The following is a 14,004-nucleotide window of genomic DNA, read 5'->3' on the forward strand; positions in this document are numbered from 1 at the left end:
GCGTGGAGATTCGATGATTTTCTCATGACGCCGGCGCGGGCAGTCACTATACTGATGCCGCCATTTCCAAGTGCCTAGATGCCCCATGGTGACATCCAATCCTTTGTCGGCGATGTTCGGTCGCTCGCCATTCCAGCCGTTGCTGGCTCATATCGTCAAGGTCGGCGACTGCGCAGAAGCCCTGCCGCCGTTCTTCGAGGCCACCCTCACGGGAGACTGGCAGGAAGCCGCCCGACAGCGTGAGTCGATTACCCGGCTCGAACACGAGGCCGACGAGCTCAAGACCGAGCTGCGCCTCAATCTTCCCAATACCATGTTCCTGCCGGTGTCGCGTTCCGACCTGCTGGACCTGATCAGTGTCCAGGACAAGATCGCCAACAAGGCGCGGGACATCACCGGCATCATGCTGGGCCGCCGCATGCAGATGCCCGACGAGCTCGCCCAGCCGATGCGCGACTACATACGTACCTCGGTGGCTTGCGTCGCCCAGGCGCGCGTCGCCCTGGAAGAGCTCAAGGACCTGCTCGAGTCCGGTTTCGGTCGTAATGTCTCCGAGGTGATGCAGACGTTGATCCGTGAGCTGCACACCCTGGAGCAGCAGACCGACGAGCAGCAGGTCGCCATCCGTCGCCAGCTTTTCACCCTCGAGGGCGAGCTGCCCCCGGTGGACGTGATGTTCCTCTACAAGATCATCGACTGGGTCGGTGAGCTGTCCGATCGCGCCGAGCGCGTCGGTAGCCGCCTTCAGATCATGACGGCCAACTGAGCGGGAATCTCCCGTAACCATAACCGCCACCTTCTGACCCGATACAAGGTTTCCGTCCTATGTCGATCATCGCGCAACACGGCGACATCTTCATCATCCTCGCCTGTGCCTTCGGCTTCTTCATGGCCTGGGGGGTGGGTGCCAACGACGTGGCCAACGCCATGGGCACCTCCGTCGGCTCCAAGGCCATCACCATCAAGCAGGCGATCATCATCGCCGTGATCTTCGAGTTCCTCGGTGCCTGGCTGGCCGGGGGCGAGGTGACCAACACCATCCGCAAGGGCATCATCGATACGACCCAGCTCGAGGACGATCCGCAGTTGCTGGTCTACGGCATGCTGGCCTCGCTGCTGGCGGCGGCGACCTGGCTGTTGATCGCCTCGATGCGGGGCTGGCCGGTTTCTACCACCCATTCCATCGTCGGCGCCATCGTGGGCTTCGGCGCCGTCGGTCTGGGGGCCTCCACCGTGGACTGGGGCGGTGTGGGGAAGATCGCCGCCAGCTGGGTGGTCTCGCCGCTGATGTCGGGCTCGATCGCCTTCATGCTGTTCAAGTCGGTCCAACACCTGATCTTCGAGAACCGCGACCCCTTCGCGGCGGCCAAGCGTTATGTGCCGATGTATGTCTTCATGGTCGGCTTCATCGTCGCCATGGTCACCCTGACCAAGGGGCTCAAGCATGTCGGGCTCGAACTCGGCTTCGGCGAGAGTCTGCTCTACGCGACTGGAGTCGGTGTCGGCGTGATGCTGCTGGGAGGGCTGCTCGAACGCCGTGTGGGCAATGAGAGGCGCCAGGACGATGCCTTCGGCTTCGGTGGTGTCGAGCGCGTGTTCGGCGTGCTGATGCTGTTCACCGCCTGCGCCATGGCCTTCGCACACGGCTCCAACGACGTGGCCAATGCCGTCGGGCCGCTGGCCGCGGTGATGACCGTCGTGCAGAGCGGGGGACAAGTCGGCGGCGAGGCGTTGGTGCCATGGTGGGTGCTGGTGCTGGGTGGCGGCGGCATCGTCGTCGGCCTGGTGACCTATGGTCACAAGGTGATCGCCACCGTGGGCACCGGCATCACCGAGCTGACCCCGAGCCGTGGCTTCGCCGCCACGCTGGCGGCCGCCACCACCGTGGTGCTGGCCTCCGGCACCGGGCTACCGATCTCCACCACCCAGACCCTGGTCGGCGCGGTGCTGGGCGTGGGCCTGGCGCGTGGCATGGCGGCGCTCAACCTGCGCGTGATCGGCACCATCGTGATGTCGTGGCTGATCACCCTGCCGGCCGGCGCGATCCTGGCGATCGTCTTCTTCTTCATGCTGAAGGGCATGTTCGGCTAAGCGCCGAGCAGTAAGCGCCGCACGACACGGCAACCCGAAGGCCCCGGCCTTCGGGTTTTCTTATGCCTCGGGCGGCTTTACGCTGCTGATTCGCAGCTCGCAGGCTTGTTGGTGCCGCCGTTTTCATGCGTCTGGTATAGTCAAGGCTCTCGCTTCCCTTCACCTGCTGCCGGAGTGCGGCCTTGGATACTCGCTTCCCCTTCGTCGACTGGTTTCGCAACTCCTCGCCGTATATCAATGCCCATCGAGGATGCACCTTCGTCATCCTGATCGAAGGCGAGGCGGTAGCGGAAGGCCGAGGCGAGCAGCTCATCCAGGATCTGGCGCTGCTGCATACCCTGGGCGTGCGCCTGGTGGTGGTGCTGGGCATCCGTCCACAGGTCGAGCGGGCCCTGAACGAAGGCCAAATCACGCCGCATCGTCATCGCGGGCGTTGGGTCGCCGACGAGACGATCATGGCCCGCGTCGAACGGGTGGCCGCCGAGCAACGCCTGTGGCTGGAGTCGCGGCTCTCGCTGGGGCTGCCCAATACGCCGTTGCATGGCGTGGAGATGACGGTGGTCTCGGGTAATCTGGTCATGGCCAAGCCGCTGGGCGTGCGTGATGGCGTCGACTTCGATCGCAGCGGTGAGGTGCGTCGCGTCCGCGACGAGGCGATCCGTGGCCTGCTGGATCAGCGCTCGCTGGTGCTGCTTTCGCCGCTGGGCTATTCCAGCACCGGTGAAGTCTTCGACCTGGATGCCGCCGATGTCGCCCGGCACACGGCCACGGTATTGTCCGCCGACAAGTTGATCCTGCTCGGCGAGGCCAGCGGGCTGTGCGACGAGGGCGGCCACCTGCGTCGCCAGTTGGCGCCGGACGAGGCCGAACCGCAGCTGGCCGCCGCCGAGGCCGGCAGCGAGCTGGCCCGCCACTTGGGGGCCGCCATCGGGGCCGCCCGTCATGGCGTGGCGCGTACCCACCTGCTGTCGTGGCAGGATCACGATGCCCTGCTCGGCGAGCTGTTCACCCGTGACGGCGTGGGTACCATGATCACTCAGCATCGCTACGAGCAGCTACGCCGTGCGGGGATCGACGACATCGGCGGGCTGCTGGAGCTGCTGGAGCCGCTGGAGCGGCGTGGCATGCTGGTGCCGCGCTCCCGGGAACGTCTGGAATACGAGATCGACGACTATGTCGTCATCGAGCGTGACGGCATGGTCATCGGCTGTGCCGCGCTGCATGTCTTCCCCAAGGCCCGCATGGGCGAGCTGGCCTGTGTCGCCGTGCACGGCGACTACCGCGGCGGCGCCCGAGGCGACGTGATGCTCGGTGAGGTGGAACGGTTGGCGCGCGGACGCGGGCTCGAGGCCTTGTTCGCGCTGACCACGCATACCGCCCACTGGTTCTTCGAGCATGGCTTCGGCCTCGCCGGCATCGATGACCTGCCCCCCCTCAAGCGCGATGCCTACAATCAGGCTCGTCAATCCAAGATCCTGATCAAGCCCCTCGATTGAGCGACGGCGTCGCTCGTTCCCTGCACATGGGTGGCGATATGTCGCCGATTAGAGACTCTTTAACTCATTGTCAGTAAAGCTTTTTCTGCGTTCTGTCGTGATGGCGTCTCTCGTCGGGGACGAAAAATCCGCCTGAAGGGTCATTCGTCGCTGGATGAGCGGATCCTTTCCGATCTCGTTATATATAAGATTCTGATTTTTAAATGCTTTTTATAATCTGGCACAGGCTTGGCATTGTACAAGGTGAGCAAGCGGAAAACGGTTCAAACGGCTCGAACCGTTTTCTGGCCGCGGCGAGGCGAACGACGACACTGCCCTGTGCCTTTGGCCTCGCCGCGACCAGCGTCTGCTCCAGCGATGTGTGACTTAGGTTGCGATGAGACGGTACCGACGACGTCGTCATGGAAGGGTACCGAGAGGGCAAGGATGCCCTGGCAAGGATGCCTCTCCCCCGTAGAGGGGGACGAATTGCACGGCCGCGCCCCGGCGGGGCCGTCAGAAGAAGCGAGGCGGCGAGCCGCCTCAGGGATCCCACCCTAGCTGAGACGGGGTTCCGCTGCTTCATGGGCCTTCTGGCTCCGGGAAAATGGACCGCATGATCGGTCGAACGGTTTTCCCATCCCTTCAGTTCCCTGCGTATTGGGCCGGCTATGCCGGCCTTTTTTTTGCCTGTACGGCCGCGATGCGGCACGGGAGACAGGCTGAATTCTGGTATCCTCGGGTGGTTATATAGTGGTTGTCGACTCACTCCTTTTCCGAATACTGGCCATGACTTCTGCCGTTTCTCGCCGTTGGCGGCCGCGCTCGCTGTTACAGCTGGTGCTGCTGGCCTTCCTGATGGTGATGCTGCCCCTGGCCGTGCTGATGTTTCAGGCCGGGCAGGCGCTCTCCGAACTCTCGCGCCTTGCCGACCAGAGCGCACGACAGGCGGTAGAGGAGACGCGGCGCGCCCGCACCCTCGGTGCTCTGGCGCTGGAGATGGAGCGTGGCGCCCGTCAGTATGCCGTGGTCGAACAGGAGAGCCTGCTCGATATCTACGACGAGCGGTTGGCGGAGTATCGTCGTTTGCTGGCCCAGCAGCGTGAGCTGCTGCCCGATGATCCGGACGTCGAGGCGCTATCCGAGCAGCTCGATCGGCTGTCCGAGCTGTCCGAGCTGCCGATCGCGACGTTCCGGGAGCGCCTGACCGACTTCTTGCCCTTCGCCAAATATACCGAGGCGATGCGTCACGCGACTAACCAACGCATCGACGATCGCCTGGAGAACATCCGCCGGCGCGCCGAGACCGTGCAGCACCGGCTATGGTGGCAAACCGCGGCGTTGGTTTCGGCCAGCTTCATCCTGATGCTGTTGTTCACTCGCTTGATCGTGCGTCCGGTACGCCAGCTAGAGCGGCGCATCCTGGGTATCGGCAGCGGTGGCAAGAACGCGCGCCCGACGCCGGTACAGGGGCCCGCCGAGCTGGTCAGTCTCGATGAGCGGCTCGACTGGTTGGCCTCGCGGCTCGACGAGCTGGAGGAGCAGAAACAGCAGTTCCTGCGTCACATGTCGCACGAGCTCAAGACGCCGCTGGCCAGTGTTCGTGAGGGCTCCGCGCTGTTGACCGATGGCGTGGCCGGTGAACTCACTGGCCATCAGCGTGAGATCCTCGAGCTGATCGACGCCAGCGGTGGCGAATTGCAGCAGCTGATCGAGCAGCTGCTCGACTATAACCTGTTGCAGCACAATCAGCGCCTTGAGATCGAGCGCCTGGATGTTGCCACCGTGGTCAAGGAGGTGCTGGCCAAGCACCACCTGGCTTTGCAGCAGAAAGGCATGGCCGTGCACTGTTTCGACGGACCGCGGGTCTGGCGGCTCGATCGCACGGCCACCTCTCGTCTTGTCGATAACCTGATCTCTAACGCCATCGCCTATGGCGAAGATGGCGGTGAGCTCGAGATTCGTGCTCGCACCAGTGATGAGCGGCTGGTCATCGAGGTGGCCAACAGCGGCGAACCGATCCCCGAAGAAGATCGGTCACGGTTGTTCGAGGCCTTCTATCAAGGGCGCGTTCGCCGCAAGGGGGCGCTCAAGGGGTCCGGCATCGGTTTGTCGGTGGCCGCTGACTGTGCGCGCCTTCAGCACGGCGGCCTGGCGCTGGTGGATGACGAGCGCCTGGCGGTGTGTTTTCGCATCACGCTGCCGCGTCCGATGCCGGATACCGAACACTCAGAATTAATCGCCGCCACGGCGGACGATGACGCAAGGAAGGAACGATGAAGATCCCACGTCCCCTGTTGCTGTGCCTGCTGTCGGTCGGCCTGGCCGGTTGTCAGTGGCTGCCTGAGAAACTGGCTGGGTCTCCCCGCGAATCCGCGATTGAAGATCCCGTTGACTGCTACGACGAACTCCCTGACTTCGACGACCCGGCATGCCAGTTTCAGGAATGGCTGGCCTTAGGGTTGGCCTCGCAGCGCGGCGACCGTATATGGCGCGATACCCTGATCACGCGCCTGTCGGGCGATGCCACCGAGCAGCGACTGGCCCGCGCCGTGGTGCTGTCCTGGGGCAGTGAGGGCGAGTGGGATCGCGCCTCCAAGCTTTACAAGGCCGACTTCCATGCGGCGCCGCCGCGGCTACAGCCGTTGCTGCGCTATTGGCTCAATGAGCTGGAAGGGCGGCGCGCCATGCAGCGACGGTTGGAGGAAAGTCGCCGGGCCCGTCAGGCACTGGAGGACGACAAGGCCGCGCTTGATGAGAAGCTGGACGCTCTCACCGACATCGAGCGCAATATCAACTCGCGACAGCAGACTGAGTAATCGGGAGACACGAACATGATGCCAAGCGGAAGCCCTCAAGCCCTGAACCCGGGGGCCCATATCTTGCTGGTGGACGACGACCCGAGCCTCCTCAAGCTGCTGGGCATGCGCCTGGAGAGTCGCGGCTATCGGGTGACCACCGCCGAGAGCGGTCGCACGGCCCTCAAGCAGCTGGATGCCGGCAATCCGGACCTGGTGTTGTCCGACATGCGCATGGACGAGATGGACGGCCTGGCGTTGTTCCAGGAGATACAGCGTCGCTTGCCGGGCCTGCCGGTGATCATCCTCACCGCCCACGGGTCGATTCCCGATGCCGTCAGCGCGACCCGCCAGGGTGTGTTCGGCTTTCTCACCAAACCGGTGGATCGGGAGGAGCTGTTCACCACCATCGATGAGGCGCTCAGGCACACCAGTGCTGCCGGTGGTAACGATGGTGACGACCGCTGGCGCGAGGCGATCATCACCCGCAGCCCTGAGATGGAGCGCATCCTCGAGCAGGCGCGGATGGTGGCGTCCTCCGATGTCAGCGTGCTGGTGACCGGCCCCTCCGGGTCGGGCAAGGAGCTGATGGCCGAGGCCATCCATAGGGCCAGCCCGCGTGCCGACAAACCGTTCGTAGCCATCAATTGCGGCGCCTTGCCCGAACAGCTGCTGGAGAGTGAGCTGTTCGGCCATGCCAAGGGCGCCTTCACCGGTGCGATCAGCGAACACAAGGGCTTATTCCAGGCGGCCGATGGCGGCACCTTGTTCCTCGATGAGATCGGTGACATGCCGTTGCCGTTGCAGGTCAAGCTGCTGCGTGCGTTGCAGGAACGCCAGATTCGCCCGCTGGGCTCTACGACCTCGGTGTCTATCGATGTGCGGCTGATCTCGGCTACCCACCGCGACCTGAGCCAGGCGATGCACGACGGCGATTTCCGGGAGGATCTCTTCTATCGCCTCAACGTGGTCAATCTCAAGCTGCCGCCGCTCAAGGAGCGGGCCGAAGACGTGCCGCTGCTGGCCAAGTATCTGGTGACTCAGGCGGCGGAGCGCCACAAGCCCTTCGTCAAAGGCTTCTCGCGGGAGGCGCTCAACCTGCTGGCTTCAAGCGCTTGGCCCGGCAACGTGCGCCAGCTGGTCAATGTGGTCGAGCAGTGCGTGGCGCTGACCAGCGCGCCGATGATCCCCGAGGCGCTGGTCGCCCAGGCGCTGGCCGCCGAGGAGAACGCGCTGCCGACCTTCAGCGACGCCCGGGCAGGCTTCGAGCGCAGCTACCTGATCAAGGTGCTCAAGATCACCGAGGGCAACGTGACCCAGGCCGCGCGCATCGCCGGGCGTAATCGCACCGATTTCTACAAGCTGCTGGCGCGCCACGAGCTCGAGCCCTCGACCTTCAAGCCGGGGGCGGCCCACGGCGAAGCCTCCTGATTCGGAGTCTCATCGAGGCCGCATGGCGAGGCGTGTTCAGTCGCCGGTGTCCTCGCTGGGTAGCACCTCCAGGCTCAGGCGGTCCTCGCCGAGCCGCGCCGACAGGCGCTCCCCGGGCCGGGTGTCCGCCGCATGGCGGACCACCCGGCCCGCGTCGTTTTCGAGGATCGCATAGCCGCGGCTCAGCACCGCCAGGGGGCTGACGGCCTGCAGCTCGCGGGCGATGGCGGACAGCCGTTCGCGGTGATGGGTCAGTTCGCGGGGCATGGCCTGGTACAGGCGCTGGCGAGCCAGGGTCAGCCGCCGGGTCTCCTGTTCGAGCCGGCGCGCTGGCGAGTGTCGCGACAGGCGGTGCTGGAGCTCGTCCGAACGGCGGCGCGCGGCCTCCCGTCGAGCCTGCATGGCCCGATGCAGGCGCTTCTCCAGTTGCTCGAGCTGGTGGCGCCGGAAGCTCAGCACCTCGCCGGGATGGCGTAGCCGTGCGTGTAGATGGTCGAGGCGCTGCGCCTCGGTGTCGAGCCGGGCGCGCTGGGCGCGGAGCAGCCGCTCCTCGAGCCCCTTCAGGCGCTGAGCCAGGTCGCGCTGGTCGGGCACCAGCTGCTCGGCCGCCGCCGAGGGGGTAGGGGCGCGGCGGTCGGCGGCGAAGTCGGCAAGCGTCGTGTCGACCTCGTGGCCCACCGCCGACATCACCGGCAGCCGGGAATGGAAGATCGCCCGGGCCAGGTGTTCGTCGTTGAAGGCCCACAGGTCTTCGAGGCTACCGCCGCCGCGGGTGACCAGGATGGCATCGCGGGCCGGGTCGAGCGTCGCCTGGCGATTCAGCATACCCAGCGCGGCGATCATCGCCGGCGCCGCCTCGCGGCCCTGTACCGGTACCGGGATCAGCGTCACCCGGGTCAGCGGCCAGCGGGTCGCTAATACCGCCAGCACGTCGCGGATCGCCGCTCCGGTGGGCGACGTCAGCGCCAGCAGGTGGCGAGGCGGATAAGGCAGCGGGCGGGCATTGGCGAACACTCCCTCGGCATCGAGTCGGGCCTTGAGGCGCTCGTAGGCGGCCAGTAGTTCGCCTTCGCCCGTCGCCTGTACGGCCTCGACGAGCAATTGGTAGTCGCCGCGTGGCTCGAACAGCGAGACCCGGCCGCGCACCCTGACGCGGTCGCCGTCGCGCATCGGTGCGGCGACGAAGCGTGCACGGGTGCGAAACAGGGCGCAGCGCAACTGGGCCCGCTCGTCCTTGAGGGTGAAGTAGACATGGCCCGACGCCGGCCGTGTGACCCCGGATAGCTCACCCTCTACCCAGACATCGCCGACGTCCTGTTCCAGCGCCTGGCGGGCGCGGCGGTTGAGCTCGCTGACGGAGAGGGCCGTGTCGTCGGCGCTGGGCATGGGCATCCTCGTCGGGGGAAGTGTCGGGAGCCCGTACTGTAGCCGACCGGCCTGGGCGCTCGCTAGGCGACCGCGGCGCCTGGGAAGCGCTGATTCATGTCGCGAACGATGGGAGGTTGGCTGACGCCGGAGCGGAATAACCGGAGTTTACGGGGTGTTAAATGAGGATTTTGAGCACCGCCGGCAGCCAAGATACCGAGCGCAGCAATGAATCAGTGTTTTCCTAGTCGCTTGAGCAGCGTCGGCAGGATCAACACCAACACGCTGATGCGCAGCAGGTGGTGGGTGGTCACGAAGGCGGGGTCGATGCCCAGCGTCAGCGCCACCAGGCTCAGCTCGGGGGCCCCACCGGGCATGTAGGCGAGTAGTGCGGCGGCGGCCGAGACGCCGGTCAGCAGGTGGCCCAGCCAGGCGGCGATCACGGCGAATGCCAGCAGCACCAATGCCTGCCCGACGGCCATCAGTAGCGTGTGGCCGACTCGCGCCAGCGAGGTGCCGGCGAAGCGTACCCCCACCGAGATGCCGATCAGCACCTGGGCCAGGGCGAGCAGCATCGGCGGCACCGCGGCATGGGTGACGCCACTCAAATGCAGGGCCGCCGAGGCCAGTGCCGGGCCGAACAGCAGGGCATTGGGCAGGCGCAGCAGGCGCCCCAGCCACAGGCCGCCGAGGCCGGCGACGACCAGCCAGCCGGCATCCCGTGCGCCGGGGTGCCATAACCACTGGGTCAGGTCTGGCGTGGTGCCGGCCAGGTCGACATGGCCGATGGCCTGGAGCACCGGGGGGATCGCGATCAACAGTACCAGGATGCGTATCGCATGAGTCATTCCCACCACGCGCAGGTCGGCGCCCGAGGCCATCGCCATCACCGTGACCGTGGAGACACCACCCGGTACGCCGGCATACAGTGCCGTTTCCCGTGAATGACCGGCCACGCGCTGCGAGAACCACACCGAGAACGCCATCATCGCTGCCGTGGCTGCCAGCATCACGGCAAGGCTCAGGCTCCACAGCCCCAGGTCGCCGGAGAGCTGAGGGGTAAAGGCCGAGCCCAGCATCACCCCGATCACCACCAGCACTCCCTTGCGGCCGCGCCCGGGGGAGCGCAGCCGCAAGCCGGCCATGCTCGCCACGGTGGTGGCGAGCATGGCGCCGAGCAGCCATGGCAGCGGCAGGTTGATGGCGAAGGCCAGAGCGCCGCCGGCGATGCCGAGGATCAGGGTGGGCAGGAAGCGCAGCAGGGAGGCGAGGGCTGAGGGCAAGGTGGCTCCAGTCGAGGGACGGGGCGTGGCAGCGAGCCGAGTGTGGGATCCGGTGATGTGTCGGCGGGAAAAGGGTGGCGATCCATCGCCCCGGCAAGCTGCCAGATTGCCACAGGATACCCGGGTCGTCGCCGCTGATCGACAACGCTGGACGTGCCCCCGTACTGCCGGAGCCGGGGTGTTTCGCAGCGGCCTGGGAACGGGGAGTCCGGCGCTGAGGCGGAGTCACGGCGAGCCGCGAGGTACGTCGGTGCGGCGATGTACGATCGGATTGCCGAGCACCATGCCTCGCCGCTATAATGGTTGATTAACTTCACCTCCCTCCTTCCCACCAGCGCACTGGGTGTTGCCGATTATGCTACGTATGGCCCAAGAAGCTCTTACGTTCGATGACGTATTACTCGTTCCCGGCTATTCCGAGGTTCTGCCCAAGGACGTCAGCCTCCGGACACGCCTGACTCGTGAGCTCTACCTCAACATTCCCCTCGCTTCCGCTGCCATGGATACCGTGACCGAAGCTCGCCTGGCCATCGCCATGGCACAGGAAGGCGGCATCGGCATCATCCACAAGAGCATCACCATCGCCCAACAGGCGGCCGAGGTGCGTAAGGTCAAGAAGCACGAGAGCGTGATCGTCAAGGACCCGGTCACCGTCGGGCCCAAGGCCAAGCTCGCCGATCTTCTGGCCATGGCCAAGGAACATGGCTTCTCGGGGTTCCCGGTAGTGGAAGGAGAGAGCTTGGTAGGTATCGTCACCGAACGTGACATGCGCTTCCAGCCCAACCACGGCGACAGCGTGGCCGACATCATGACGCCCCGCGAGAATCTGATCACCGTGCCTGAAGGCACCGATCTCTCCGTCATCAAGGGCAAGATGCAGGAGCACCGTGTCGAGAAGATGCTGGTGGTGGACGACGAGTTCCGCCTGCGCGGCCTGGTCACCTTCCAGGACATCGAAAAGGCGCGCACCTTCCCGTATGCCGCCAAGGATGAGGATGGTCGCCTGCTAGTCGGCGCCGCCGTCGGCACCGGCCCCGAGACGCCGGACCGCGTCGCCGCGCTGGCCGAGGCCGGTGTCGATGCGGTGATCGTCGATACCGCTCATGGGCATTCCCGTGGTGTGATCGAGCGCGTGGCCTGGGTCAAGAAGCACTTCCCGAAGATTCAGGTGATCGGCGGCAACATCGCGACCGCCGAGGCGGCCAGGGCGCTGGCCGAGGCCGGTGCCGATGGCGTCAAGGTCGGCATCGGCCCCGGCTCCATCTGCACCACCCGCGTGGTGGCAGGCGTTGGCGTGCCGCAGATCACCGCCGTCTCCAACGTCGCCGAGGCGCTGGCACCCTACGATATTCCGCTGATCGCCGATGGCGGCGTGCGTTTCTCCGGCGACCTGGCCAAGGCCATGGCGGCCGGCGCCAGCGCGGTGATGGTGGGCGGCCTGCTGGCCGGTACCGAGGAGGCGCCGGGCGAGGTCGAGCTCTACCAGGGCCGTACCTACAAGGCCTACCGTGGCATGGGGTCCATGGGGGCCATGTCTCAGACCCAGGGTTCCAGCGACCGCTACTTCCAGGACAAGGAAGCCGGCGTCGAGAAGCTGGTGCCGGAGGGCATCGAAGGCCGTGTGCCCTACAAGGGCCTGATGGGCGCCATCGTCCACCAAATGATGGGCGGCCTGCGCGCCTCCATGGGTTACACCGGCTGCGCCAACATCGAAGAGATGCGCACCAAGCCGGAGTTCGTGAAGATCACCGGCGCCGGCTTCAACGAGTCCCATGTCCATGACGTACAGATCACCAAGGAAGCCCCGAACTACCGCGCGGGTTAACCCAGCTTGACGCCGTAAGCCGGAAGCTGGAAGTGGGCCCTAGGCCGCTTCCAGCTTTCGTGTTTTCGGCCCTTTTGCTTCTCAAAGGAAAGGCCAGATGACCGACATCCACGCCCACAAGATCCTGATCCTCGACTTCGGCTCCCAGTACACTCAGCTGATCGCCCGCCGAGTGCGCGAGATCGGCGTCTACTCCGAGGTTCGCGCCTTCGATATCACCGAGGAGGAGATCCGCGAGTACGCCCCCAACGGCATCATTCTCGCCGGCGGCCCGGAGTCCGTCACCGAGCTGGACTCTCCCCGCGCGCCGCAGTGTGTGTTCGAGATGGGCCTGCCGGTGCTGGGTATCTGCTATGGCATGCAGACCATGGCCGAGCAGCTCGGTGGCGCCGTGGAAGGCTCCAACAAGCGTGAGTTCGGCTATGCCCAGATTCGCCTGGATGGCGAGACTGCACTGTTCAAGGATATTGCCGACCACATCGATGGCGAGACCGGCAAGCGCCTGCTCGACGTGTGGATGAGCCACGGCGACAAGGTGGCTCAGGTACCGGCCGAGTTCAGTGTGACCGCCTCGACCCCGAGCTGCCCGGTCGCCGCCATGGCCTGGGAAGAGAAGTGTTTCTTCGGCGTGCAGTTCCATCCCGAGGTGACCCATACTCTGCAGGGGCAGCGCATCCTCGAGCACTTCGTGCTGGATATCTGCGGCAGCGAACGCAACTGGACCCCGGCCAAGATCATCGAGGACCAGATCGCCCGCGTGCGCGAGCAGGTCGGCGATCGCCACGTGTTGCTCGGCCTCTCCGGTGGCGTCGACTCCTCGGTGGTGGCGGCGCTGCTGCACAAGGCCATCGGCGATCAACTGACCTGCGTGTTCGTCGACAATGGCCTGCTGCGCAAGAACGAAGGCGAACAGGTGATGGAGACCTTTTCGCGGCATATGGGTGTGCGGGTCATCCGCTCCGACGCCGAAGACCTGTTCCTCGGCAAGCTCGAGGGCGTCGACGACCCCGAGGCCAAGCGCAAGATCATCGGCAACACCTTCATCGATGTCTTCGACGACCAGGCCGCCAAGATCGAGGGCGTCGATTTCCTCGCCCAAGGCACCATCTACCCGGACGTGATCGAATCGGCCGCCGCCAAGACCGGCAAGGCGCATGTCATCAAGTCGCACCACAACGTGGGTGGCCTGCCCGAGACCATGAAACTCAAGCTGGTCGAACCGTTGCGCGAGTTGTTCAAGGACGAGGTGCGCAAGCTGGGCGTCGAGCTCGGCCTGCCCTACGACATGGTCTACCGTCATCCCTTCCCGGGGCCGGGCCTGGGCGTGCGCATCCTCGGCGAGGTGAAGAAGGAATACGCCGACATCCTGCGCGAGGCCGATGCCATCTTCATCGAAGAGCTGCACAATGCCGGCTGGTATCACAAGACCAGCCAGGCCTTCGCGGTGTTCCTGCCGGTGAAGTCGGTCGGCGTGGTCGGCGACGGTCGTCGCTACGAGTGGGTCATCGCCCTGCGCGCCGTCGAGACCATCGACTTCATGACCGCCCGCTGGGCCCACCTGCCCTACGAGCTGCTGGAGAAGGTCTCCAACCGCATCATCAATGAGCTCTCCGGCGTCTCCCGCGTCACCTACGACGTGAGCAGCAAGCCGCCCGCGACGATTGAGTGGGAGTGATCGCCTGACGATCTCTCCTCGCTGAGTTGACGCAGCGCCGGTTGCACCTCAATGACATGAG

Annotated in this window: 10 protein-coding genes; 8 read left to right on the forward strand and 2 right to left on the reverse strand. The window is 65.5% G+C overall.

Going from position 1 to position 14,004, the window contains the following annotated elements:
• Positions 1-85: 85 nt before the first annotated feature.
• The 6 genes from ETC07_RS05020 (at position 86) to glrR (ending at position 7,795) form a co-directional block, all read left to right on the forward strand.
• Positions 86-766: a TIGR00153 family protein gene (locus ETC07_RS05020; protein ID WP_136247414.1), complete on the forward strand. Its 681-nt coding sequence runs from the start codon at positions 86-88 to the stop codon at positions 764-766.
• A 59-nt stretch (positions 767-825) separates the two neighbouring features.
• Positions 826-2,091: an inorganic phosphate transporter gene (locus ETC07_RS05025; protein ID WP_136247415.1), complete on the forward strand. Its 1,266-nt coding sequence runs from the start codon at positions 826-828 to the stop codon at positions 2,089-2,091.
• A gap of 182 nt (positions 2,092-2,273) precedes the next feature.
• Positions 2,274-3,587: an amino-acid N-acetyltransferase gene (gene argA / locus ETC07_RS05030; protein WP_136247416.1), complete on the forward strand. Its 1,314-nt coding sequence runs from the start codon at positions 2,274-2,276 to the stop codon at positions 3,585-3,587.
• 768 nt (positions 3,588-4,355) lie between these two features.
• The gene (locus ETC07_RS05035) at positions 4,356-5,846 is read left to right on the forward strand and encodes an ATP-binding protein (protein ID WP_136247417.1); all 1,491 of its coding nucleotides are present in this window, start codon (positions 4,356-4,358) and stop codon (positions 5,844-5,846) included.
• Complete coding sequence (locus ETC07_RS05040; protein WP_136247418.1) at positions 5,843-6,385, forward strand: hypothetical protein; 543 nt, start codon at positions 5,843-5,845, stop codon at positions 6,383-6,385. The genes ETC07_RS05035 and ETC07_RS05040 overlap by 4 nt, the downstream gene beginning before the upstream one ends.
• 15 nt (positions 6,386-6,400) lie before the next feature.
• A complete protein-coding gene (gene glrR, locus ETC07_RS05045; protein WP_276605499.1) occupies positions 6,401-7,795 on the forward strand; it encodes a two-component system response regulator GlrR in 1,395 nt (464 codons plus the stop codon).
• A 36-nt stretch (positions 7,796-7,831) separates the two neighbouring features.
• On the opposite strand, the gene xseA is transcribed toward glrR, so the two are convergent.
• Together xseA and ETC07_RS05055 are read right to left on the reverse strand one after the other, a co-directional pair.
• Positions 7,832-9,181: an exodeoxyribonuclease VII large subunit gene (gene xseA, locus ETC07_RS05050; protein ID WP_136247419.1), complete on the reverse strand. Its 1,350-nt coding sequence runs from the start codon at positions 9,179-9,181 to the stop codon at positions 7,832-7,834.
• 212 nt (positions 9,182-9,393) lie between these two features.
• Positions 9,394-10,443, reverse strand: coding sequence for an AbrB family transcriptional regulator (locus ETC07_RS05055; protein WP_136247420.1), 1,050 nt, complete (start codon positions 10,441-10,443; stop codon positions 9,394-9,396).
• 355 nt (positions 10,444-10,798) lie between these two features.
• Here ETC07_RS05055 and guaB point away from each other — a divergent pair, with 355 nt between their 5' ends.
• Together guaB and guaA are read left to right on the forward strand one after the other, a co-directional pair.
• On the forward strand, positions 10,799-12,268 hold the full coding sequence (guaB, locus tag ETC07_RS05060) for an IMP dehydrogenase (RefSeq protein ID WP_136247421.1): 1,470 nt from the start codon (positions 10,799-10,801) through the stop codon (positions 12,266-12,268).
• 97 nt (positions 12,269-12,365) lie between these two features.
• The gene (gene guaA, locus ETC07_RS05065) at positions 12,366-13,943 is read left to right on the forward strand and encodes a glutamine-hydrolyzing GMP synthase (RefSeq protein ID WP_136247422.1); all 1,578 of its coding nucleotides are present in this window, start codon (positions 12,366-12,368) and stop codon (positions 13,941-13,943) included.
• Positions 13,944-14,004 lie beyond the last annotated feature (61 nt).

The organism is Halomonas borealis, assembly GCF_004798905.1.
GTDB classification, from domain to species: Bacteria; Pseudomonadota; Gammaproteobacteria; order Pseudomonadales; family Halomonadaceae; genus Halomonas; species Halomonas borealis.